Origin of the sequence: Bacillus sp. SA1-12, assembly GCF_000981385.1 — a bacterium.
Classification (GTDB): Bacteria; Bacillota; Bacilli; order Bacillales; family Bacillaceae; genus Metabacillus.
This window is the reverse complement of the sequence record NZ_LATZ01000119.1, coordinates 118,308-141,224: the sequence shown is the minus strand read 5'-3', so window position 1 is coordinate 141,224 and position 22,917 is coordinate 118,308. Positions and strand designations below refer to the sequence as shown.

The following is a 22,917-nucleotide window of genomic DNA, read 5'->3' as shown; positions in this document are numbered from 1 at the left end:
CTATTTCTTATCAATAAACATCTCAATTTCCTTCAAGATGTTTTGTTGAATCTCTTCCACCTTTGAAAAATCCATGGCTGCTATATAATATGCCTCTAGCTTATCCCGAAGTACTTTTGCTTCTGCCAAGTAGGAAATAGCTTCCTTCATTTTATCTTTGTATGCTTTCGTTGTTCTTGCAATGTCTTCTGCATATTTTTCGTCTGTACCAGCTGTAATGCATCTTTCATACATATCGATGATTTCGTCTGAATCACGATCAGGAAAATATTCATGCGGAGCCGTACTGTCAAATATGGCAATACCTTTTTCCCGCAAAATAACCATATCAAGACTATTAGGGTCAAATCCGCAATGGTAGACTTCTACATCAAAGCCTTTTTCTTCACCAGCGGCAACAATTTTCTTAAGCATTGTTGATTTACCAGACCCAGCTCTACCTTTAATAAAGTAACGTTTTTCAATGTCTTCCGTTAAGTTCTGAATAAAATCAACTGCTCCTAGGGGAGTAGCGGCACCTAAAAACCGATGTTTAATGCTTGGTTTTTTATCTAGTTGGTCTTTACCGTAGAAAAGAGAGACCAAATCTTGTGAAAGCTTATTTGCTTCGGCAAAGTCCATATTTGCGATATATATTTCCTCAATGTCATCATGAGCACGTAACGCTTCGGCGAATGTTTCATAAGCCAAAGCAAATTTATTAGAAATTTCCTTGTTTAATTGGAGAATCGCTTCTTTATTGACTAAAAGCTGCTGTGAATTCCAAGCAACCCCAAGGTTTACATACTCTTCAATAACCCCAGGTGCTTTAGGTTCAATGATATGCGGGGCAGTGCCATCGACAACACCAACCTTATAGGCAGGGAGAATGACCCCATCAATTGAATGATTATCGGATGCACAATGCAGATATTCAATATCAAACCCTTTACCTTCCATATGTTCGCCAATTCTTTTCATAAGCGAGGATTTCCCAGTACCAGGACCCCCCTTTAGAATAAACAAACGTTCAACATCCTCTAATACTGAATCATAAAGACTATAAAATCCCTTCGCTGTATTCCCGCCAGCATAATAATGACGAACATAAGAACACATTAATTTCACCCTTTCACGCCTTTTCTCCTAACATATGTAGATTATCTCACAAGGGTGAATGCCTATTTTCAAATAGTATGTTAGATTATTGTAAGTTCAATCAAATGAAAAGGACTATCTCAAATCTACTGAGATAGTCCTTTTCTAAGAACATTATTTTAATATCTTTTAAAAACTAATGTTGCATTATGACCGCCAAACCCAAATGAATTGGATAAGACTACATTTACTTCCGCCTTTTTTGCTTGATTTGGCACATAATCCAAATCAAGCTCGTCATCTGGAGTTTCAAAGTTAATCGTTGGAGGGATGACCCCTTCCTTGATTGCCATAACCGAGAAGATTGCCTCAATGGCACCAGCAGCGCCCAGTAAGTGACCTGTCATCGATTTAGTAGAACTAATAGCAAGTTCATATGCATGTTTTCCGAAAACTTCTTTAACTGCCTGAGTTTCATAAAGATCATTATAATACGTGCTTGTCCCATGTGCATTAATATAATCCACATCCACTGGTAAGAGATTAGCATCTTTTAATGCCAGATTCATTGCACGTTGACCGCCTTCACCTTCTGGTGCCGGAGTTGTTATATGATATGCATCACCAGTTGCTCCATATCCAATAATTTCTCCATAAATTTTAGCACCACGTGCTACCGCATGCTCAAGCTCTTCTAATATCACAATGCCTGAACCCTCAGCAATAACAAATCCATCACGATTTTTATCAAAAGGACGGCTGGCTGTACCAGGGTTTGGATTTGTAGACAAGGCTGTCATGTTTGTAAAACCAGCGACTGTCATCTCAGTAATTGCTGCCTCTGTTCCTCCTGTTACCATCATATCTACTTGACCATTTTGAATAACACGAAATGCATCCCCAATGGAGTTTGCTCCAGAGGCACAAGCAGTGACTGAACAGTTATTTATTCCTTTTGCCCCAAGTTCAATTGAAACTCTGCCTGCTGCCATATCAGGAATAAACATTGGAATAATAAACGGACTTACCCGCTTCGGTCCCTTTGCTAAATATCTCTTGTGCTGCTGTTCAAATTCATCAAGTCCACCAATACCTGATCCAATCCATACGCCTATTCGCTCAGGATCAACATCCTCACCAATACGTACACCAGCATCCTTAATCGCCATCTTACTAGCTGCTACTGCAAGATGGATATATCTTCCCATTCTTCTAGCTTCCTTATGATCAATAAACTCCTCTGGAACAAAGTTTTTAACTTCTCCAGCTACTTTAACATTGAATTTTTCAGCATCAATTCGGGTTAAAGGCGCGATACCAGAACTCCCATTTTTTATCTGATCCCATGAAGAAAATGCATCATTGCCAACAGGCGTAACGGCTCCGATGCCAGTAATAACGACTCGTTTTTTCATTTTTGTTTCTCCCCTTCATCTCTATCTTTATTCTAGTATATTATCATTTAATGATCATTTAAAAATTATTTTAATATAGTTGTTACTTGGTCTTAGTAGCAAGTATATTTTATACTAATTTTATATAAAAAAAAAGTCTCACAGAAGTGAGCACGTTTAAAATTCCAAGTTCTCTATTGAATCCATTAATGAGGTAATCTCATTTACTGTATTCATTATTTCAGAATTCTCAAGCTCTTCAAGAACTAATTCTCCGTTCTCCATCGCTGTATTGATTTCTTCTAATAATTTTTCATTATTGACTACGATATCTTGATGAATATCCTCTGCAATTGCAGGAGGCTCTAATTCATTGAACGCATTTAATTCGTCAACTACTATATTCAATTGCTCTTCAAGTTTTTGTCTAGCCTCTGAATCAACTGCAGCATCTTGGACCAGTTGAGGTGCTTCCTGAGCGAAATCACTTAATGACTCAAGATAATTTTGTGCTTCACCTGCATAATCAACTGAATTATTCACATCCTCTAAAAAAGAACAGGCACTTAACAACATTACTGCGAAAATTACTGCAACAGAAAATAATTTTTTCACCATTAAACTCCTCTCGTTAGGGGGTATAACATTAATACGGGTTACTATATGAAAAGTTTCAAATTTTTATCATCTAACTGAAAATATTTAGTGTTATGAAATAGGCACTTTACAAAAAATTATAGTCTTTTTAGGTACTCTAAACTAGTCTGTTGGTTTTACGCGCTCTCCATCTTAAGCAGGCGGGACGGGTGCCACTTATTTGCTATGCACCTCCCTAGGTTCCCACTGTCTCGATGCTGCCGCAGAGACTAGCAAATCCGATCCAATCAACATGTGACATAAATACAAAGAGATTAAATTCCCCTTCAAAGTTTATGTTTGCAAGTTCGATCATACGCCGCTCATTGCTAATGATTCTACCATATGCTTCAAGTAAAACACTATAATAATCACTTCTTTGTTCAACTAACAACAAGTTTCGAAAACAACACAAAAAAAGAAGCTGTCTCATAATGGTCAGTCCTTTATGAGACAGCTTAAAACAAAGTTATGTATAGATTATTCTTTGATCACAAGCCATTTCAAAAATTCTTGTTCAGATTTCGTTAAAAATCTTCCCAATTCTTGTGAAAATTGCACATATAATTCTAAATAGCGCTTCGCTTTTTTTTCCATCCTTAACCCCCAAAATATAGATAAGAGCTTTTCTATTTTATCACGTTTTAATGGTCGATGATGCTGTTTTTTCAAAATATTAAAAATATAATCAATTTCTTTTATATGTGATTTCTAAATTTTGAGTAGTTGCCACATAATTCATTCAATAATAACACAACCTACATACACACTTGCTATTTAAAGGTGGTGATGAATGCAATGAAAAAGCTATTGGTTCTTTTACTTGCTGGTATTCTGGCAACATCTGTTGTTGCTTGTGATGATGCTCCCGGTGAAGATGAAATTGGTGATGGTGAAATCAATGATGAAGAATAAAGCAAGAGCTATCGGAACTTATGGGCAGTTATCCCACATATCATACTTCTTAAGTTTCTTAAAATAAGGTTTTTTTGCCCGTTAAGATTGTGATAAATCGAGGGTTCAATAAGTGGGTTTTACTGTCTAAGATTGCGAAATAAAAACAAAGGGCTGACACGAATCTGCCAGCCCCATATAATAACTATGTTATATAATCTACTTCACTTCTATACAGGTGCATCAATTTCTAACTCTTCAATCCGTTTCTCTAAATATTGTACATCCTTACGGGCATTAAATTGATCCGCCTTCTCTACTTTAACTGTAATATTATAATCAGGAATACCAGCGTATTTTTCATACCTGCCTCTTGGCAATAAGAAATTCCCTTCTGGAAAGTGAACCTCTAAGTTCCCTCTTGCTATTTCGACAAATTTTGCTTTGCCTTGGAAAACACCGAAACCATTATATACAACAATCCCTTCGCCTTCTGTAATACTTAATTCTATGGCATCCTGCTTATTCATTAAAACATCATAACGATTTGCTCCATTAAATGGATCGGTTTCTTTATAGACCATTGAATTAAATTGTTTTCCTCGACGTGATGTTACAACAAATTGTCCTTCCTTTTTCCCTAAGTCAGGAATATCCACTTGAATTAAATTCCCTTTGCCATCTGGTGTTTGACAAATTCCGCCCTCACATAACCATGCTCCTCCCCATTGGAACACATCACCTTGATTCTTAAGATATTGAATTCCTTCATAATCTCGGTTCGCAATAGCAATTTCATCTCGAATATCTTGACCGGTTTTAAAGTCAACTAAATGGGCAGATTCAGGTTTTACCCGTTTGGCAAGATCTATATAGATCTTCCATTCTGCACGAGCTTCCAAGATACTATTTTTGTTACCATTAATTTCTGGAGAAAAATAAACCATCCGTTCAGTTGAAGTGGATGTCCCTCCCCCTTCTTGTTCATAGCGTGTTTTCGCTGGGAGAACAAGAACTGCTTCCTTTGCATCTACTAAGGTGGAAGTGTTTAGGATAATATCTTGGTGAATACGAATATCCAGTTCAGATAAAGCTTTTTCTACGAAATCTGGATCAGGCATAGTTTCCAGGAAATTTCCTCCTGATAAATAGTAGAGCTTGACTTTTCGCTCATTCATGTCCGGCAGCAGGATATTTTCTAAGGTTACACCAACGATATCACCTTGCCAGTTTGGAATCTCAAACCCCCATATTTGTTCCATCCGCTTAATATTCTCAGCATCGAACCCGCTTCCTGGCAATACAAAGGGATCAGCACCCATTTCTCCTGAACCTTGTACAGAGGAGTGTCCCCTAAAAGGCATTAATCCATTATTCTTTCTTCCTAAGAAACCTCGTAAAAGAGCAAGATTCGCTACTTGTGAAATATTATCTGTAGCAAAAGAGTGCATCGTTAAACCTAAGGCCCAAGCAAATACAGCATTCTTGCTCTCAGCTAACAGCTCGGATAATTCAATCATTCTTTCTTTTGTAACCCCTGAGGATTTAATAACATCAGTCCATGAATGCTCTTGAACCTTTGACTTTAGTTCCTCATAGCCATTTACATGTTCATTAACAAATTGGTGGTTAACGGCAGACCCATATTCCGCTTCTTCCATTTCAAACCAATGCTTCATTATTCCGTACATAAAAGCAATATCTCCGCCGATATTCACCTGGTAGAAGTCATCAGCAATTTTTGTCCCGAACAAGGCTGACTCCATATTTGAGGGAATCCAATATTGATCCATTGCTGGTTCTTTATATGGATTAATCACAATGATCTTTGTTCCTCTTTTTTTGGCTTCAAGCATATATTTTGTTGAAACAGGTGAAGAATTTGAAGCAATACTTCCCCAGAACACAAGAACATCCGTCCCAAACCAATCCTGATAATTGGCAGTCGATGCGCCAACACCGATTGAACGCTTTAATGCAGTTTTACTTGGCGAATGACAGATCCTTGAAGCATTATCTATATTATTTGTCCCTAAAAAACGCGCTACTTTACCTGCAACATAATAAGATTCATTAGTAATCCCTCTTGCTGTTAAATAAAAAGCATATTGTTTCGGGTCCAATTGCTTCATTTTTTTTGCAATGAGATCCATTGCTTCATCCCAGGTTATCCTCGAAAATCTTCTTTCACCATTTCGACGTATAAGCGGATATGGAATACGGCCTAATTTACGCAATTCTGTACTGCTATATTTTCGCAATTCATCAATGTCAGAATGAAGGATTTCTTCTTTCACTCCCGGCATTGTATTTAAACGAAGAACGTTTAGTCGGGTCGTACAAACATGCGGTCCTTTAAGTGTCTGATCATAAAGCCCAGAAACTCCTAATGCACAACCATCACAAACCCCCTGTGTTAAAATCCGTGTAGCATACCCTATATTATCTCGATTATCCCAGGCAATTTTCATTGTATCGCGGAAGTGCTGAGGTTTTACTTTTCCTAGACCGAAGGGAATTGGACTGACCCAATGTTCAGGTTGTGGTGTTTTCGTCGCTTTTATAGGACCTTGATGCTTTGTCTTTCCCATTATTTTCACTCCTAATCTATTAAAAAAGAAAGTCTGAGATTTTACTTTTTAGAATAATTATTTCTGCAAACTTCTATCTATTCCTGCCCTAAAAATAGGGTCTATTAAACTTCCTGTTGTTCTCTTCATAAGGTTTTATCATCGAAGCGGGTGGGACGGAAACTCCTCTGACCTGTGGGTTTTCATTCATTTCACTTTACTTAGCAGAAGGCCCGCCCGTACAAATTAACATAATGTTTCAATCAACCAAAAGGATGAATTAGCTGAAAATAAAAAACCACCGTTTCCTCGCAAATCTCTTTGTTGGAAAAACGGTGGTTAGTCTTTTGCAGGGTCGCTACCAAGTGCCATACCTATTTATTTACAATATTTTTCTTGTAGATCTTCATCAAAAACGAATATTGACATTCCGAAATCTCTATCAATATCTATATCAACAAATAGATCAACAAATTTACAGCCTAAAAATTCCTCCATCTCAACTGGTGGATTCTTTTTGTACATTTGCTTTACCATTTCAGTTCTTGCCTCTCGCAATGCTTGTTTTCCTTCAGTTGCACTTGCGATAAATTTTTCAACGGGGGATAGATTCCCTTCCATTTCACATATGGCCCAGTTTTTACAAAAGGTTGTGGTGATTTTACTTGGCCCCTTACCCATATGCTTTTTTCTAAATGACCTTACGATATTACTGAATTCTGCCTCGTACTTATTCATGAAATCCTCCTACTTACTAGAGGTAATAGCATGAGGTATTTTACCATATTATTGATCCTTTTAAAACTAATTTTATCCAGCAATAGTGCTCTTTGTCCCAGCAGATGAACTTTGCTTCTCCAGTTTCTGAATGTCGCGTCTAACTAAGATGGATACGATAAGCGCAATAACAAACAATCCGGCAAAAAAAGTTAAGCTTGAAGCATAACTTCCAGTTGTATCCTTCATCCATGCAGCGAACATTGGCCCGGCTAAACCCGCAGCTGCCCATGCTGTAAGAATATATCCATGAATTGCACCAAGCTGCTTTGTGCCAAATAAATCGCCAATATAGGCTGGGATCGCCGCGAATCCTCCCCCATAGCATGTATAAACCACAGCTAACATTACTTGGAATAGGATAGCTTCAGACGTTTGCGGCAGTAAAGCAAATAAAACAATCTGTAAAACAAAGAAGGTGGTGTATGTGTTTGGTCTGCCAATATAATCGGAAATAGATGCCCAGCCAATGCGGCCAAGCCCGTTAAATATCCCCATAATCCCTACAAGTGCCGCAGCTTCAACTGTTGAAAGGCCAATGCTTTCCTGTGCTAATGGCTTCGCAGCCGAAAGGATCGCAATCCCGCAAGTAACATTTATAAACAGCATGAACCATAAATAATAAAACCTTGTTGTTTTTACAGCTTCATTTGCAGTTAATTGGGAAAGATCTTGTTTAATTCTAGACTTTCCAGATTGGAGCTTCTCTTTGAACCCTTCAGGAGCCCAATTAGCAGGAGGTTTCTCTAAATATAAAGAAGATAACAACATAATGACAAAATATGCAGCTCCTAAAATATAAAAAGTATTAGCTGTACCAACCGTTTTAATTAGTGTATCCATAATAGGGCTGCTAATTGCCGCAGCAAAACCAAACCCCATAATGGCTAATCCTGTTGCAAGTCCTCTCCTGTCCGGAAACCATTTCACTAATGTTGAGACAGGTGCAATATAACCAACACCTAAACCTATTCCACCTAAAACACCATATGTCACATAAAGAAACGGCAGTGAGCTCAGATGAACAGCTAGACCAGAACCAATAATACCTGCACCGAAAAATCCAGCAGCAAGCAATCCGGATGCCCTTGGTCCGTACTTTTCTACAAAATGACCAAGGAAAGCAGCAGATAAGCCAAGGAATAAAATAGCCAAACTAAATGTTAATTGGACCTGCTGGGCTGTCCAGCCAAATTCTTTCATTAATGGAGTTGTAAAATTGCTCCATGCATATACAGATCCTATTGAAATATGGATTCCAACAGCAGAAGCAGCAATAAGCCAACGATTTTTTGTTTTTTTCACACATTCATCCCCTTGTTATTAACAGTGGTTTGGCTCCTTTTCTTATCACAGAAAAAGCAAACCTATAAAAAGATTCTAATGCATTACTTTCATCAGTGGAGGATTCCTAAAAGTATTAGACGTACAAGTGCCGACATAGGCACAGGACATTGAAAAGAGTTACTCGGCTATCCTCCACTTTTTATATCAGATCTTTACGGACAATCACCCCTCATTTATCTATTTAAATTATTATTATCAATAAATGGGGGCTGCTGCCCGTTAAAACCAAGAAAAAATCTTTCAAAGACTACATAAGAAAACCGCCAACCTCCAATAAAATATGCGTAAAAAGCGCTGCACATCTTAATGGTAATTGACGGTTAGTATCAAGCAGGATTCGCTACTATCGGACCAACAGTTAATCGCTTTCAAATATGTACCATGCTGAATCGTAGACAGGATCGCTATCACGAGACAAAATGTTACAAAATCATGAACTTGTATAAAAATACTACCATTTTATTTGTGGTTCTGCAAGCTCATTTTATTATGTTTTTATCTTAATCCATAAGTATCCAAATTTTATACTTGTTTAATAATTTAGATTATGTTTATACTTTATTAATCTTAAAATTCAGGTGAATCGTATGATAAAAAAAATAAGTGTACAGCAGGAAATAAGGAAATATACAAACGGTCAATTATTTGATACTGTAGATGATATCGTAACTGAATTTCCTTTAACTATCTTCATTAATAATCAAGAATTCGCTACTATGGTCTGCACTCCTGACCATTTTGAAGAGATTGTTATCGGTTTTTTGGCATCAGAAGGTGTGATCCGGTTTCTAGATGATATAAAGGCCTTAACGATTGATGAACATGCCGGTTATGCCCATGTGACTTTACATGCGAACGTTACAACCAGCCAGCAATTTTATTCAAAACGGTTTATTGGTTCTTGCTGTGGTAAAAGCAGACAGTTTTATTTTCAAAATGATGCCCGAACAGCAAAAACGGCAACGACTAAACTAACAATTAATCCTGACCAATGCATAAAGCTAATGAATGATATGCAGAATAGCAGTACTGTTTTTCAAGCAACCGGCGGTGCTCACAATGCATCATTGTGTACCCATGATCAGATCATTGTTACTCGGACAGACATTGGCAGACATAACGCCTTAGATAAATTATTTGGATATAGCATAATGAATCAACTTTCTGTACGTGATAAAATCATCGTCTTTAGTGGCAGAATTTCGTCAGAAGTGCTGGTAAAGGCTGCAAAAATCGGGGTTGGTATTGTTCTTTCTAAATCAGCACCAACTGATCTTGCTATAAAACTTGCGGATGACTTAAATATTACCGCAGTTGGGTTTATCCGCGGGCAATCATTCAACATTTATTCACACCCTGAGAGAATCACTGAATGATAAGCTAGATTGTATAATACCGTCTGCAGAAACGTTATAAAAGGAAGGGAGGAATGAATCTTGAAAACAAATAACTCCATTTATGACCACTTTAACCGCCCGCTTCGTGATTTAAGAATTTCAGTTACCGATAAATGTAATTTTCGCTGTACCTATTGTATGCCTGCAGAAATATTCGGACCAGACTTTCCGTTTTTAAAAAGAGATGAGCTTCTATCTTATGAAGAAATTGTACGTCTAACCAACATTTTTGTTCATTCATTAGGGGTGCAAAAGATTAGGATTACCGGCGGAGAACCCTTAATGAGAAAGGATTTGCCAGCACTCATTAAAAACTTAAGCCAAATTAATGGTGTAGAGGATATTGCAATGACGACAAACGGCTATTTCCTTCCTAGATATGCTAAACAATTAAAAGAAGCTGGCTTAAAACGTGTATCCATTAGTTTGGATTCTTTACATGACGAATTGTTCGGAAACATAAATGGCCGCAATATTCCTGTTAAGTCAGTTATTGAAGGAATAGATGCCGCGGCAGATGCGGGATTAAAGGTAAAAATCAATATGGTTGTAAAACGCGGAATGAATGAGCATGAAATTATTCCTATGGCTAAATTCTTTCGAAAAAAGGGCCATATATTACGCTTTATCGAATTCATGGATGTTGGCAATACCAATCAATGGAACCTTAAAAAAGTTTACCCTAAAAAACAAATTATCAAAGATATCCATCAAGTCATGCCACTTGAAGCAATCGAACCGAATTACACAGGTGAAGTGGCTACTCGCTATCGGTATATAGGTTCCAATGATGAGATAGGTGTTATCTCCTCAGTATCGGATGCTTTTTGTTCAACATGTAACCGTGCGCGTCTATCAGCCAGCGGTACATTGTATACATGTCTATTTGCTTCTAAAGGCCATGATTTACGTGCTCCCATAAGATTAGGCCATTCTGACCAAGAACTAACAGAGCTTCTTAAAACAATTTGGCATGACAGAAAAGACCGTTACTCAGTTGAACGCAGTAAAGCTTCAACTAAGCGGAAAAAAATTGAAATGTCCCATATCGGGGGGTAGGAGGATTGAAAGGTGAGCTATTGTACCATTGATCATTCATTAGAAGATGTGAAGAAAAAACTTGAGGAACAGTCCCCGTTTCTTTTACCGGAATTAGCGGAGAAATGTGCTAACTATTTAATCGTCCCTCGGAGCCAAAATGAACTAAATGAACTGTTCCATTTCCTAAAAAAGTATGATTTGGCCACAATGGAGGAAAGAGAAATTCGCAACAAAAAAATCGCTGCATTTATTGAAAATTAATTTTTTAAAATAGCAATTGCATGTTTAGAATTAGAATATGAGTGAAATCACCCTTTACAGAAAGACGATTATCTGTAAGGGGTTTTTATTTTTTCTAAATTAATTAGATATTTCATTGACATTATTAACAACTGACTCTATAATTTATTTCAGAGTAATAAATCTTTAAATCAAGATATTTTAAATCGAGTTAGTTATGGAGGAGATAAAAATGGCTAAAACAAAATGGAACATTGACCCAGCACACAGCAGTATTGATTTTTCTGTAAAGCATATGATGTTTGCAACAGTAAAAGGTGGTTTCCAAAGCTTTCAAGCAGAAATTGAAGCTGATCCGTCTGATTTAACAACTGCTGAAATCTCATTTACTGTTGATCTTGCAAGTGTTGATACAAGAAACGAAGATCGTGATAATCACTTACGCTCTGCTGACTTTTTCGATGTTGAAAATCAACCTACTTTAACATTTAAAGCAACAAACATTGAAAACACGGATGAAAATGAATACGTTGTTACAGGTGATCTAAACCTTCACGGTGTGACAAAGCAAGAAATCTTCACCGTTGCGTTTGAAGGGACTGGAATTGATCCTTGGGGAAATGAAAAAGCAGGCTTTGCTGCTGAAGGAAAAATCAAACGAAGTGACTATGGGCTAACTTGGAATGCTCCGTTAGAAGCTGGCGGAGTTTTAGTTGGAGATCAAATTAAGATTTCATTACAAATTCAAGCTGCTAAACAAGCTTAACAATGAAAGCACATGCGCCTTGCTCCGCCCCGAAAATCATAAAACAATTTAGAATAGAATGCGCGCTCTTTACCTTCAATTCTAAATTGGCTTATGGCTCGGGGGCTAGGTGCTGGAGCTAAACACCCAGCAAGGGACAATTTTTTCCTTTCTTGTGCTTATTAAAAAGGTGTATAGATTCATTCCTTTCCTCTCATTTATATTAACCTACTGAATATTTTTGCCATAAAAAATTTCATCCATCTCTCGTGTTAGACGGTCGGTTATTTCCTCTTGTTCCTTACTGCTTAATTTTTCCTTTGTATATCCAAACAAATAATTATTTAGATCAAATTTTTTCAACTTACATTTTGTATGAAAAATATTCTCTTGATAAATATTAACATCGATCATATCATACTGTTTTTTAATTTCTTCAGGTATATAATTTTGGATGGAGCTTATATCATGATCGATAAATAATTTATCCCCATTTATATCTCTTGTAAAACCCCGAACACGATAATCCATTGTCATTATATCTGTATCGAATGAATGGATTAAATAGTTAAGTGCTTTCAATGGGGAAATCTCTCCGCAAGTCGATACATCAATATCTGCCCGAAAGGTACTAATTCCTTCATTTGGATGGAATTCTGGATAGGTATGGACTGTAATATGACTTTTATCTAAACTTAGAGCAACTGCCTCTGGCAGCGGCCCAGGTGATTCATCATAGGATTCTGTTGGGACCTCAACGATAGGTCCTTCAGACACTAAGATCGTCACACTTGCTCCTTGAGGAACATAATCTTGTTTTGCGATATTAAGTACATGGGCTCCGATAATATCTGTTACATTTTTTAAAATATTTGTTAATCGTTCTGCATTATATTGTTCATCAATATAATCAATATACGCCTCTCGTTCTTCCCTTGTTTTTGTAAAGCAAATATCATACATATTAAAACTTAGTGATTTTGTTAAGTTATTAAATCCGTGTAGCTGAATTCGCTGCTCTGGAGTTAGCATGATTCTTCTTCCCCCTTGTATGGATTTTTCACCTGTACAATTCTCCGAATCTTTACAAGTCATATATATCTTACCCTTTTCTAGGAAAAGAAATCAGCATGTGATGAAATCGGATAAATTGAGGCTTATACGAATTTCAAACGTTACACCGTTATGTGTCACCTACTTGATGCTTGTCCCGAGATACCTTTATTTTGTGATGATCCCCAAACAACTTCATAGATACTGAACGATATTCAAGTGAGACCTTACTTTCTTTCGGTTAAGATTTGGACAAACTAACAATCGCCTCCCTTGCAAGTAAGGAGGCGATTGGTCAGTTATTATTTATTTAAATTGTTAATTATATGGACTGCCTGGTTAATCAAGATTTCTTTTGCATCTTTAGTAATATCATTATTCAGGGAAGCATCATTTAAATGAGCGATAAATTTATTAACAAATAAAATCATTTGTTTTTTATTACCCTTTGCTTCATGGTGTTGTGCTTGTTTTAATGTACTGATTAGCTGTAATGCTAGCGGTCCTTTTATCTTTTTCATTTCAATATTTGTATTAAGGATATTTTGTAAGATACTTATTTTACTCGGTGTATCTATTATAGGGACAGGTATTTTTGCCCAATCCGTATCTGAGGCGAAATAATAGCTTGTATATGCTGGTTGATTATAGCCTGCATTTTGCCAAGAAATACCCGTTCTATATTGCGGATCATGCATTAAAGTATATAATTTTCGATCTGTTACTTCAGTACTTAGGTAAATTCGGATTGCTTGACTATCAGCTGTACGAACAAGGAGTTCTTCACGCCAATCACCAAAAATATCAGCTACTAAAGAAGGGTTCCCTTTAGTGTGATTATTTGTTCGTGTATTTTCTGCTGTTAAGACCGTTCCTTTTTTCCAATCATTAATTGTTGGGGTACTATCGATTGAACCGTTGACAATTTGAGTTGTCATATCTTTAGACCACTTGATATTCATATTTGTACCTGGTGCCTGGTCGCTGAGCTTGGCACCGTTTGCTGACCATAACCCAACTGCCCAAGTCTCTAACCCTTTCGAGTCAGGTTCTACATCACCGACCATTCCTCGACCTGTATCCTTACCTGTATATCCTCCGTAAATAATCTCTCCTGTTTTTGCATCCCTTAGTGAATATCCGTATGGTGCATATCTCCCGCCTTCGTGAACCATAAAGATTTCTAAGCCTTCTCGTTCTGGATCAATATCTGTAACATGTAAGGCATCGCCATGGCCTAAACCAGCTGTTACACCAGGAGTTGCACTTTCAGGCGGCATGACATCGCTGGAACTGTAAAGTAAGGAACCATCATGATCAATTGTTGCGGAACCATAAATGATTTCTTGTTTTCCATCACTGTCAACATCTGCTGTACTTAATGAATGCGCACCTTGTGTTGTAAGAGAACCAAATTCCTTACTTGTCCCTAATCTGCCATGAGGACTATCATTAAAAGGATTGTTCATTGGCGTCCATCCGCTATCAACTGACCAATTTTCCTTTAGGTGTTTACCGTCCCAGCTATACGTAACCATCGTGGATCTTGTATAGTACCCTCTTGAGAATACAGCGTAAGGCTTTTTCCCGTCTAAATAGGCTACACCTGCCAGGAATCGGTCAACACGATTTCCTGGTTCAATTCTTGACATCGCATAGTCTCCCCACATTAGTCCATCATCATGACGATCATACTTATAATGAATGGTTTCTAATTCTTCACCTGTTTCACCTTCAAATACAGATAAATACTCTGGACCAGAGAGGATAAATCCTTCAAAATCTCTTAAATCATTGCGACTGCTTCGGCTAGGTGCATATTCATCAATAAAATAATCAGCTAAGCTTTCAGCATCTTTTCTTGATAACGGGTATTGATATTGCTTTTCAATCCCAAAGCTTTCTTCTAGGGTTGCCGGCCAATTTCCATTAATCACTTCCTCATGGTTATGCCAGTTCATAAACATTTCGACCACATGTTGATAATAATCTTCACTGCTCATCCTGTAATCATCTTGGTGACTATAGCCTGCATTTTGATCCTTTTTAGGCATCGTAATATAATCTTCGTTTTTGATATTGCCTTGCTTATCATATTTCATTACCTTTGTCCCAGGTGCAGTTTTAAACATTAATTCGGATTTTCCATCTCCATCGAAATCATACACTAAAAATTGCGTATAATGTGCTCCTGAGCGGATATTGACACCAAGATCTATACGATATAACAATGTGCCGTCAAATGTATAACAGTCAATATATGTTCTTCCGGTATAGCCTTTTTGTGAAACATCCTTCGAGTTTGTAGGATCCCATTTTACAAAGAATTCATATTGGCCATCACCATTAACATCCCCAACACTCATGTCATTTGCCGTATATGAATAGGTTTCACCGCTTGGGGTGAAACCATCTGCCGGCTTCTTTAATTTCAGATCGTAATATGTATGTTCCCATGGTGTTGTTTCTCTGCTTTGATCAATTTCATTACCATTTTCAACCGCCGTTACATAGTATGTTGAGTTCTGAGTTCCATGTGCATCTAAATAGTTAGTACTATCCTTTATTGTGGCAATTTTTTTACCATCACGATATAGATTAAAGTTTACCCCTGCTAAACCAGAATCTGAATGGCCGGTAATCTCATCTGCAAGCAGCCTCCAGCTTAGAAAATTCCCTTCAGAACTTGCAGCTGCAACGAGACCACGATCAAGGTATTCTAATTGGATTCCTTTTATTGGCTTTTCAGTTATTGCCGATGCATTACTTTGAAACCCTGACATTAATAGAGGCACTGCTAGGGATGCTGCTAAAAACTTTTTTGCTAATGATCGTTTTTTCACGTTCTTGTACATCACCTTTCGGTTAAGATTTGAAACTTTCTAGTTCATTTGATCATGAGGCATACAGAAATAAATACTTTATATAACAATTAATTTGTAATTAGATTCAAAAGATCTGCTTTTTAATTGATATTAATACCTGATTAATCACCTCCTGGTTTAGAGTAATGCCAATTGTTGTAAGCGCCTACATTTTCAAAAAAGCAGAAATTTAGAATTCAGCCCAATTATAAGACAGTGAATTTTACACTTACATAAAAAAATCAGTCTTTTACTTATAAAAAACAGTGTTTCTTTAAAAAGCTATGTCAGGCTAAAAGTAAAGGGCGCATTAAAAAACCCTTATACAGAAAGAACTCTTTCTGTGTAAGGGTTTAAATACATTTTTTTCTTAAAGCTTCTTCAATGCATCTGAAACAGAATCTTCTCCAGTTACAAGGTCAAATGAACGGTGATATGTATGCTCTTCATTTAAACAAGCTATAATTGTGCGTGCTACGTCTTCACGAGGAACAGTTGATCTAGATAGATTTTCTCCAACTGATATTTTACCTGTACCAGATTCATTTAGTAAGCCTCCAGGACGGATAATAGTATAATTTAAATTTGTTTTCATTAGGATTTTATCAGCATAATGTTTCGCAACATAATAAGGTTTTATTTTTTCATTCCAATTTTCTCTGTTATGGGCCTGTAGAGCACTTACCATGATGAACCGTTTTATACCTGCCATTTCTGCTGCTTCCATTGTTTTCACCGCACCATCAAGGTCAATTAAAAGGGTCTTATCTGCACCGGTATGTCCTCCTGATCCTGCGGTAAAAACGATGGCATCACAGCCGCTGGCAGCTTTTGCGATCTCTTTCACACTGCCTTCTAAATCGGCTTTTACTGCCTCGATTCCATTTTCAGCAAACATGTTTATTTTTTCATCTTTTCGTACCATTGCTCGAACAGTGTGTTCTCCATTTTCTTTTATCATTTGAGCAAGCTGGTTACCTATTTGCCCATTTGCCCCAACAACAAATACCTTCATAGAATCCATTCCCCTCCTGCTTAATAGTATCATATACGTCTCTTCTATTATTTCAAAGATAAAGAAACGATTCAAAAAGTCTGCTTGTCCAATTAATAATCACCATTCACGATTACATTCACAATTTCCTCTTCCACTTGTTTTCCTTCTGCTTCATTATGTAGATGATTAAGGAGGATAGAGAAAATCACCGTTTCACCTTTCTTGGTCTGTACATATCCGCAAAGCGATGTCACATTTGTGAGTGTACCTGTTTTCGCTCTGACATGATTTTTTAAGGGCGGTCTCGTCATACGTTTCCGTAAAGTACCGCCAATCATCTTTTCCTTGGCACCGGAAATAGGCAAAGAATTCAAAAAAACTGGAAACCACTCCCGCTTTTTCACTTGATAAAGCAAATTTGATAATTCATTTGCTGAGGTCAAATTCAAGTGTGAGATCCCTGAACCGTCCCTAAACTCTATGTTACTCGTATTGATACCCAGTTCTGCCAGGGCAAGTTTTTCAACCTCCAGCCCAGCATCCCAGCTGCCATTATTTTTAAATACCTTTCCCATTTCCTTAATTAAGATATCTCCATGGCTATTGTTGCTTAATTTTATAAAGGGTATTAGCAATTCTGATAAAGGCATAGAACGATGAGAAAGGATTAGTTTCGCTTTATCAGGTGTTGCTCCCAATTTTGCATCGCCTATCAATCTAATTCCTTGCCTTTTTAGCGAATCTTTCAATAGTTCTATAGCAAGAGCAGTTGGTTCCCAAACGGCAATCGATTCTTTTTGTTTAGGTGTATGAACTGGTATAGTTCCCTCAACTGTTATTAGATTTGTACCATGCTCTCTGGAGATACTTATGGTATTTTCCCCTTTTTCTGAAACCGTGTTTGTTTTGTTCATAATCATAACTACATTCGTTTTCGGAAATACATTAACCGTTGCCTTTTTGTTCGATTTATTACTAGGGATAATCTCAATATTAATTGTCCCTGGGTTATACTCCCTATCAGGTGCAATTGTTAAAGCAGAGATTTGAGCTCCATAATAAGCAACTTCATCACTCCAAGGGACATCAATTGAATAACGCACATGATCATACCAAGAATCATCCCCAATTAAATCTCCTTGTATCATCTTAACGCCTTTCTTTTTTAACTCTTTTGCAAGCCGATCAAAATCTTCAGGTAAAAGAGTCGGGTCTCCTTTTCCTCTTACATAGAGATTTCCCATTAATACTTTCCAATTGATAGAGCCATCTGTTAGGAATTCAGTATGGAATTGATAATTCTTCCCTAATGTTTCTAATGCCGCTGCAGCGGTAAACAGCTTTCTGTTAGATGCTGGAGTTAAATCAAGGTTGCCATTAAAAGAATAAAGTAATTCACCAGATGACGATGAACGAATGCTTACTCCAGAAATTGCTCTTTGTAAAGTTGGATGATGGATCAGCAGTTCATTTAATTGTGTTGCGAGATCTGATGTCTGGTTCGTTGCACTTATATGAAGATTGTTTGTTGTAAAAAAAGTAGACACTAGACAAAAAAACAGACAGATCATCAGTTTGGCCATATCTGAATAGACCTCCTAAATATGTATTCTACTGATTAATCTTTTCAAGTCCTAACTTTTTTATCCCAATCCTAACCAGTAAAGAACCTCCACTGAAGAGAGTTTTTAAGGCTAGTATTTGAAAGGAAGTTATATTTTGCTTTATTATGGAAGATATAAATAGATTAGTTTATAAATGGTGGTGTTTATTCATGTGCGGGCGATTTTCGTTAGCTACAGATCAGATCATTTTACAGGAGCAGTTTGAATTTATCATCCACGAGGAAATAAATTACCGCTTTAATATTGCCCCTTCCCAGGATATATTGGTGGTTGGATCAAATGGGCGAAATAGGGTAGGAGTTTCGATGCGCTGGGGACTTGTCCCGCCTTGGTCAAAGGATTTAAAGATTGGGAATAAGTTGATAAATGCAAGGGCGGAAACGATTGACCAGAAACCAAGTTTCAGGCAGGCGTTTATGAAAAAAAGATGTTTAATCTTAAGCGATGGCTTTTTTGAATGGAAAAAAGAGAATAACACAAAACAACCATATCGATTTATCATGAAGGATCGTCTGCCTTTTGCATTTGCAGGACTTTGGGAACGTTCAGATTTAGGTGGTGAAAAACCGCTGTACACCTGTACAATTATCACTACCACACCTAATCAATTAACAAAAGATGTTCATGATCGAATGCCTGTCATTCTTTCTCCTGACACATATGATCGTTGGCTTGATAAGGACTTCCAGGACATGGATACTCTCCATTCCTTTCTTAGCCCGTATGACGCAAATCTTATGGATGTTTATCCGGTTTCGGACTTCGTCAATTCTCCGCGTAATGATTCTGAACTTTGTGTAGAACCGTTAAACAGCCTTTAATCCTTCAACAAATATAAGGAGGCTCCTTTACAGCCTCCTCAATTGAATTATTTACTTGATCCAAAATATTGATCATACCATTCTTTGGCTTTTTCAATCTCTTCTCTTGTAAGCTGATGACCGGCATTTCCCCAGTGTTCTGTAACGATTGCGTTCGCTTCACGCAATACATTCGCTAACTCCTTCGTTTCTGCTTGGGGAATCAACGGGTCATTTGTTCCGGCACCGATGAAAATAGGCGTGTTTGCTAAATCCGGAACTTCAACTCCTCTCCTTGGCACCATTGCATGTAATAAAATCGCGCCATTTATTGCATTTTTATGATGATACATGAGACTCGCAGCGATGTTTGCACCATTAGAATAACCGATTGCAACAAGATTGTTTCGATTAAACTTGTATTTGTCCGCCATTTCTGATAGAAACTTGTTTAATTCTTCCGTACGGAATATTAAATCCTCCTCATCAAATACACCTTCTGCTAATCTACGAAAGAAACGCGGCATGCCATTTTCTAAAACATTTCCTCTGACGCCCAGCACTGATGCATCCGGGTCAATCATTTCAGCAAGTGGGAGTAAATCCCTCTCATTTCCACCTGTTCCATGAAGCAGGATAAAAGTTGGTACGTTTTTATTTTTCCCTTCAATAAATATATGCTGCATTCTGTCTCCTCCTTTATAATTTTTATTCTTTTGTATCTAACGGTTTCAATTGTGCTTCAATTTCTTTTCGTCTCTCTTCAAAATATGGCGGAAGTGCCAGGTTTTCACCCAGGTGTTCAAAGTCCTCATCACCTTCAAATCCAGGTCCATCTGTCGCAAGTTCGAACAAAATACCATTTGGCTCCCTAAAGTATAAAGAACGGAAATAATAGCGTTCAACAAATCCGGAATTCGATAGATGGCTTTCATTTAACGCTTCGACCCATTTATTTAATTCCTCAACATCCTCAACACGGAAGGCTACATGGTGAACACTTCCACGCCCTGGTCGCTCGCGGCTCATTTCTTCTTCTTGAATAATGTGAATCTCTGCTCCAGAACCGCCTTCACCGGTTTCAAAAACTCGTACTTGCTTTTGGTCAAGCTCTCTTTTATAGCCTGGTTTTTCCCTAAATCCCATCAAATTTGTTAATACGTTTATCGTCCGCTCCGGCCTAGAGACTGTCAAATGAACCGGACCAAGTCCAGTAATCCCCTTTTCTTGTGGAATTGGACTTTTATCCCATGGGATTCCGCCAGCCACACCTTCGTTTTCTTGATCTGATACAAGTATTAAGCGCTGACCTTCATGATCACGAAATGCAAGGCTTGCACGGCCACTTTCATAACTAATTTCGTCATGGTCAATCTGTAATTTTTTAAAGCGAGTCTTCCAAAATTCTAGTGTTTGATCATCTCTCACGCGTAATGATGTTGCACTTATACTGTTTGTTCCTGGATGTGTTCTTCCTGCATAAGGAATTTCAAAAAAAGTTAGATCTGTACCAGGATTTCCCCGCTCATCAGCATAAAACAAATGGTATACAGAAGTATCATCCTGATTAACCGTTTTTTTTACTAATCTCATTCCTAAAATCTTTGTATAAAAATGGTAGTTCTCTTTCGCTTTTGCTGTAAGTGCGGAGACATGGTGTATTCCTTTAAGTGGTTTTCGATTCATAATAAGCTTCCTTTCTCCGTTACTGTTATCTCAAATAAAATAATCTTGAATTCAAGATAAATTATAAATGAATTTGATTATGTATGTCAACCCATTAAGATTTAGCAAAATATGAATGGGTTAATTAAAAAAATATAGGGTCAACCCCCTAAACACAATATAAACGGAATATATCGGTGTTTTTTGGACGGTCAGACCCTTTAGACAGCCTATATCATATTATTGTTAAATATATTGTCTGTTTTGTTGGTAACTTTGATAACTTGGTAACTGTTGTGGTTGTTGTTGAAATCTTTGGAATGATGGGTCAACATTATATGCTGCACCTTGAGAAATTTCCTGCTGCATCTGATTGCAAGTGTTTAAAATTTGCTGACATTTTTGGACTGCTTGTTGATGGCCTTGCAGTGCTTGTTGAATGTTTTGGACAGCTTGCTGCTCACGTTGAACAAGCTGTTGCAGCATTTGGGCATTTTGCTGCTCTTGTTGGAGCATTTGTTTGTACAATTGGTTTCCTTGTTCTGTTTGGGCGATTAATTGTTGAACAATTTGACGACATTCATTGATTTGTTGTAATGCATGTTGTTGTGTATGCATGTGAATTCCCTCCAATTATTATCAGTATTGTTGTTGAGACGGATTACTGTATAAACTGCTTGGCTGATAGCTGTTCATTAAAGAACGAGTAGTTGTTTGATCAAATGTCGGAACTTGGTAATAGCCTTTTTTATTCATATAGCCCCATGTTTCATAAGCTTGATCTGCGCAATTTTTTGCTCCTTGAATCATCATCTCTCTTATTTGCGGATCTGTACACTCTAAAGATGCATGCATTTTAAATACAGCACCAGCTTTATGGCAGCCCAGCATCCCCGAAGAAATATCGCGGTCATTTATTTGGTTTATTGAGGCATTGGGTCCTTCTGGAACCGCATTGCTGCTTACACCGTAGGTTGGTGAAACATTGACCTGAGATTTTACACTTGGTAAGTGACCAATATTGGACTTTTGTTGAAGCACATTGACAAAAGTATTGTATTCATTTGTCATAAATGAAAGTTGATTATTTAGAATGTTTTTTAATTCTTGGTCTTGGCAATACTGCTGATATAGTTGGAAATGATTGATTCCGTTTATCATGCTGCTAAGAACCTCATGACATTCCATCATTTCATGTGCGCCAATGTTGATTTGGTTCATTTGGTTTTGCATCACAATTCCTCCTTAAAACTATTTTGTAAAGCCAAAGTTAAAATCCCACGAAACAAAATGTTTTATTCATATGAAACTTCAACTTGTTAAATCGTTTTTTAACAAAAAAGGGCTGTCTCTATCTAAAGGATTTGACCCAAAAAACCACAATATAAGAAACTAATCCAGTCCTTATATGAGTAGTTTTTAGGAGGCAGATCCTTTTCAAGAGACAGACCCTTATAATGAAAATGTATATTTAATCATTCCATTCGGCTGAACAATAATGGAAAAGTAACTATGATGTTTTATTTGTCTAGATAAAGAAAAATGGCTCCCATCCCAGTCTAAGTTCCAATTCAATGGGGCACTTGCCTTTAAATGCATGAATTGATGCTTGAAGGTATTATATTTGAGCGATAAAGGAAAGCTTTCTTCTTCTATTGCATACCACAATTCCATCAAGAATTTTTTTGCCTGAATTGATTCCGTATCTTCAATAATTTTATTTACTGATATATAGTTCACTTTATCTCCTCTCCCTCTAATAAATACATTAGTTGAGATTCAATAAAAAAACTAC

Annotated in this window: 21 protein-coding genes; 5 read left to right on the top strand and 16 right to left on the bottom strand. The window is 37.2% G+C overall.

The window, feature by feature from the left end; all coding sequences use genetic code 11:
- From WQ54_RS20105 to WQ54_RS20075, 7 genes are all read right to left on the bottom strand, one after another.
- Positions 1–1,098 carry a PRK06851 family protein gene (locus WQ54_RS20105; protein WP_046586717.1) on the bottom strand — a complete coding sequence of 366 codons (1,098 nt, stop codon included), beginning with the start codon at positions 1,096–1,098 and terminating at the stop codon, positions 1–3.
- Positions 1,099–1,256: 158 nt separating this feature from the next.
- Entirely contained in the window at positions 1,257–2,492 is a 1,236-nt protein-coding gene (gene fabF / locus WQ54_RS20100; protein WP_046586715.1) for a beta-ketoacyl-ACP synthase II, read from the bottom strand.
- A 156-nt stretch (positions 2,493–2,648) separates the two neighbouring features.
- Positions 2,649–3,089 carry a DUF6376 family protein gene (locus WQ54_RS20095; RefSeq protein ID WP_046586714.1) on the bottom strand — a complete coding sequence of 147 codons (441 nt, stop codon included), beginning with the start codon at positions 3,087–3,089 and terminating at the stop codon, positions 2,649–2,651.
- Between the two features lie 214 nt (positions 3,090–3,303).
- On the bottom strand, positions 3,304–3,540 hold the full coding sequence (locus WQ54_RS20090) for a hypothetical protein (RefSeq protein ID WP_046586712.1): 237 nt from the start codon (positions 3,538–3,540) through the stop codon (positions 3,304–3,306).
- 691 nt (positions 3,541–4,231) lie between these two features.
- On the bottom strand, positions 4,232–6,592 hold the full coding sequence (locus WQ54_RS20085) for an FdhF/YdeP family oxidoreductase (RefSeq protein ID WP_046586711.1): 2,361 nt from the start codon (positions 6,590–6,592) through the stop codon (positions 4,232–4,234).
- A gap of 357 nt (positions 6,593–6,949) precedes the next feature.
- Complete coding sequence (locus WQ54_RS20080; protein WP_046586709.1) at positions 6,950–7,309, bottom strand: DUF2294 domain-containing protein; 360 nt, start codon at positions 7,307–7,309, stop codon at positions 6,950–6,952.
- Positions 7,310–7,381: 72 nt separating this feature from the next.
- Positions 7,382–8,653 carry an OFA family MFS transporter gene (locus tag WQ54_RS20075; RefSeq protein WP_046586708.1) on the bottom strand — a complete coding sequence of 424 codons (1,272 nt, stop codon included), beginning with the start codon at positions 8,651–8,653 and terminating at the stop codon, positions 7,382–7,384.
- 629 nt (positions 8,654–9,282) lie between these two features.
- Between WQ54_RS20075 and fdhD the strand changes: the two genes are divergently transcribed.
- The 4 genes from fdhD to WQ54_RS20055 all read left to right on the top strand — a co-directional run bounded on the left by fdhD (position 9,283) and on the right by WQ54_RS20055 (position 12,139).
- On the top strand, positions 9,283–10,071 hold the full coding sequence (fdhD, locus tag WQ54_RS20070) for a formate dehydrogenase accessory sulfurtransferase FdhD (protein ID WP_046586706.1): 789 nt from the start codon (positions 9,283–9,285) through the stop codon (positions 10,069–10,071).
- Positions 10,072–10,131: 60 nt separating this feature from the next.
- A complete protein-coding gene (gene moaA / locus WQ54_RS20065; RefSeq protein ID WP_046586704.1) occupies positions 10,132–11,151 on the top strand; it encodes a GTP 3',8-cyclase MoaA in 1,020 nt (339 codons plus the stop codon).
- Positions 11,152–11,163: 12 nt separating this feature from the next.
- The gene (locus WQ54_RS20060; protein ID WP_046586702.1) at positions 11,164–11,394 is read left to right on the top strand and encodes a hypothetical protein; all 231 of its coding nucleotides are present in this window, start codon (positions 11,164–11,166) and stop codon (positions 11,392–11,394) included.
- A 211-nt stretch (positions 11,395–11,605) separates the two neighbouring features.
- Positions 11,606–12,139 carry a YceI family protein gene (locus WQ54_RS20055; protein WP_046586700.1) on the top strand — a complete coding sequence of 178 codons (534 nt, stop codon included), beginning with the start codon at positions 11,606–11,608 and terminating at the stop codon, positions 12,137–12,139.
- Positions 12,140–12,346: 207 nt separating this feature from the next.
- On the opposite strand, the gene speD is transcribed toward WQ54_RS20055, so the two are convergent.
- The 4 genes from speD to dacB all read right to left on the bottom strand — a co-directional run bounded on the left by speD (position 12,347) and on the right by dacB (position 18,615).
- On the bottom strand, positions 12,347–13,153 hold the full coding sequence (speD, locus tag WQ54_RS20050) for an adenosylmethionine decarboxylase (RefSeq protein ID WP_046587302.1): 807 nt from the start codon (positions 13,151–13,153) through the stop codon (positions 12,347–12,349).
- 320 nt (positions 13,154–13,473) lie between these two features.
- A complete protein-coding gene (locus WQ54_RS20045; protein ID WP_231597610.1) occupies positions 13,474–15,954 on the bottom strand; it encodes a rhamnogalacturonan lyase in 2,481 nt (826 codons plus the stop codon).
- 451 nt (positions 15,955–16,405) lie between these two features.
- Positions 16,406–17,050 carry an SDR family oxidoreductase gene (locus WQ54_RS20040; RefSeq protein WP_046586696.1) on the bottom strand — a complete coding sequence of 215 codons (645 nt, stop codon included), beginning with the start codon at positions 17,048–17,050 and terminating at the stop codon, positions 16,406–16,408.
- A gap of 92 nt (positions 17,051–17,142) precedes the next feature.
- The gene (dacB, locus tag WQ54_RS20035) at positions 17,143–18,615 is read right to left on the bottom strand and encodes a D-alanyl-D-alanine carboxypeptidase/D-alanyl-D-alanine-endopeptidase (protein WP_052737883.1); all 1,473 of its coding nucleotides are present in this window, start codon (positions 18,613–18,615) and stop codon (positions 17,143–17,145) included.
- 191 nt (positions 18,616–18,806) lie between these two features.
- Between dacB and WQ54_RS20030 the strand changes: the two genes are divergently transcribed.
- Complete coding sequence (locus WQ54_RS20030; RefSeq protein WP_046586695.1) at positions 18,807–19,478, top strand: SOS response-associated peptidase; 672 nt, start codon at positions 18,807–18,809, stop codon at positions 19,476–19,478.
- A 47-nt stretch (positions 19,479–19,525) separates the two neighbouring features.
- Here WQ54_RS20030 and WQ54_RS20025 read toward each other — a convergent pair whose 3' ends face one another.
- The 5 genes from WQ54_RS20025 to WQ54_RS20005 form a co-directional block, all read right to left on the bottom strand.
- Positions 19,526–20,143, bottom strand: coding sequence for an alpha/beta hydrolase (locus tag WQ54_RS20025; RefSeq protein ID WP_046586692.1), 618 nt, complete (start codon positions 20,141–20,143; stop codon positions 19,526–19,528).
- 22 nt (positions 20,144–20,165) lie between these two features.
- Entirely contained in the window at positions 20,166–21,143 is a 978-nt protein-coding gene (locus WQ54_RS20020; protein ID WP_046586690.1) for a ring-cleaving dioxygenase, read from the bottom strand.
- Positions 21,144–21,368: 225 nt separating this feature from the next.
- Complete coding sequence (locus WQ54_RS20015) at positions 21,369–21,740, bottom strand: hypothetical protein (RefSeq protein ID WP_046586683.1); 372 nt, start codon at positions 21,738–21,740, stop codon at positions 21,369–21,371.
- 21 nt (positions 21,741–21,761) lie between these two features.
- Positions 21,762–22,355, bottom strand: a complete 594-nt coding sequence (locus WQ54_RS20010) for a spore coat protein (RefSeq protein WP_197089633.1) — start codon at positions 22,353–22,355, stop codon at positions 21,762–21,764.
- A 219-nt stretch (positions 22,356–22,574) separates the two neighbouring features.
- Positions 22,575–22,862 (bottom strand): hypothetical protein, encoded by a 288-nt coding sequence (locus WQ54_RS20005; protein WP_046586679.1) that lies wholly within the window; start codon positions 22,860–22,862, stop codon positions 22,575–22,577.
- Positions 22,863–22,917: the final 55 nt, after the last annotated feature.

What these genes read in the sequence shown, in the direction of transcription:
- WQ54_RS20105 (WP_046586717.1), bottom strand. Translation starts at nt 1,098, where the DNA reads ATGTGTTCTTATGTTCGTCATTATTATGCTGGCGGGAATACAGCGAAG.
- dacB (WP_052737883.1), bottom strand. Translation starts at nt 18,615, where the DNA reads ATGGCCAAACTGATGATCTGTCTGTTTTTTTGTCTAGTGTCTACTTTT.
- WQ54_RS20080 (WP_046586709.1), bottom strand. Translation starts at nt 7,309, where the DNA reads ATGAATAAGTACGAGGCAGAATTCAGTAATATCGTAAGGTCATTTAGA.
- WQ54_RS20095 (WP_046586714.1), bottom strand. Translation starts at nt 3,089, where the DNA reads ATGGTGAAAAAATTATTTTCTGTTGCAGTAATTTTCGCAGTAATGTTG.
- WQ54_RS20030 (WP_046586695.1), top strand. Translation starts at nt 18,807, where the DNA reads ATGTGCGGGCGATTTTCGTTAGCTACAGATCAGATCATTTTACAGGAG.
- WQ54_RS20020 (WP_046586690.1), bottom strand. Translation starts at nt 21,143, where the DNA reads ATGAATCGAAAACCACTTAAAGGAATACACCATGTCTCCGCACTTACA.
- WQ54_RS20040 (WP_046586696.1), bottom strand. Translation starts at nt 17,050, where the DNA reads ATGAAGGTATTTGTTGTTGGGGCAAATGGGCAAATAGGTAACCAGCTT.
- fdhD (WP_046586706.1), top strand. Translation starts at nt 9,283, where the DNA reads ATGATAAAAAAAATAAGTGTACAGCAGGAAATAAGGAAATATACAAAC.
- WQ54_RS20085 (WP_046586711.1), bottom strand. Translation starts at nt 6,592, where the DNA reads ATGGGAAAGACAAAGCATCAAGGTCCTATAAAAGCGACGAAAACACCA.
- WQ54_RS20090 (WP_046586712.1), bottom strand. Translation starts at nt 3,540, where the DNA reads ATGAGACAGCTTCTTTTTTTGTGTTGTTTTCGAAACTTGTTGTTAGTT.
- WQ54_RS20045 (WP_231597610.1), bottom strand. Translation starts at nt 15,954, where the DNA reads ATGTCAGGGTTTCAAAGTAATGCATCGGCAATAACTGAAAAGCCAATA.
- WQ54_RS20025 (WP_046586692.1), bottom strand. Translation starts at nt 20,143, where the DNA reads ATGCAGCATATATTTATTGAAGGGAAAAATAAAAACGTACCAACTTTT.
- WQ54_RS20055 (WP_046586700.1), top strand. Translation starts at nt 11,606, where the DNA reads ATGGCTAAAACAAAATGGAACATTGACCCAGCACACAGCAGTATTGAT.
- WQ54_RS20015 (WP_046586683.1), bottom strand. Translation starts at nt 21,740, where the DNA reads ATGCATACACAACAACATGCATTACAACAAATCAATGAATGTCGTCAA.
- fabF (WP_046586715.1), bottom strand. Translation starts at nt 2,492, where the DNA reads ATGAAAAAACGAGTCGTTATTACTGGCATCGGAGCCGTTACGCCTGTT.
- WQ54_RS20010 (WP_197089633.1), bottom strand. Translation starts at nt 22,355, where the DNA reads ATGCAAAACCAAATGAACCAAATCAACATTGGCGCACATGAAATGATG.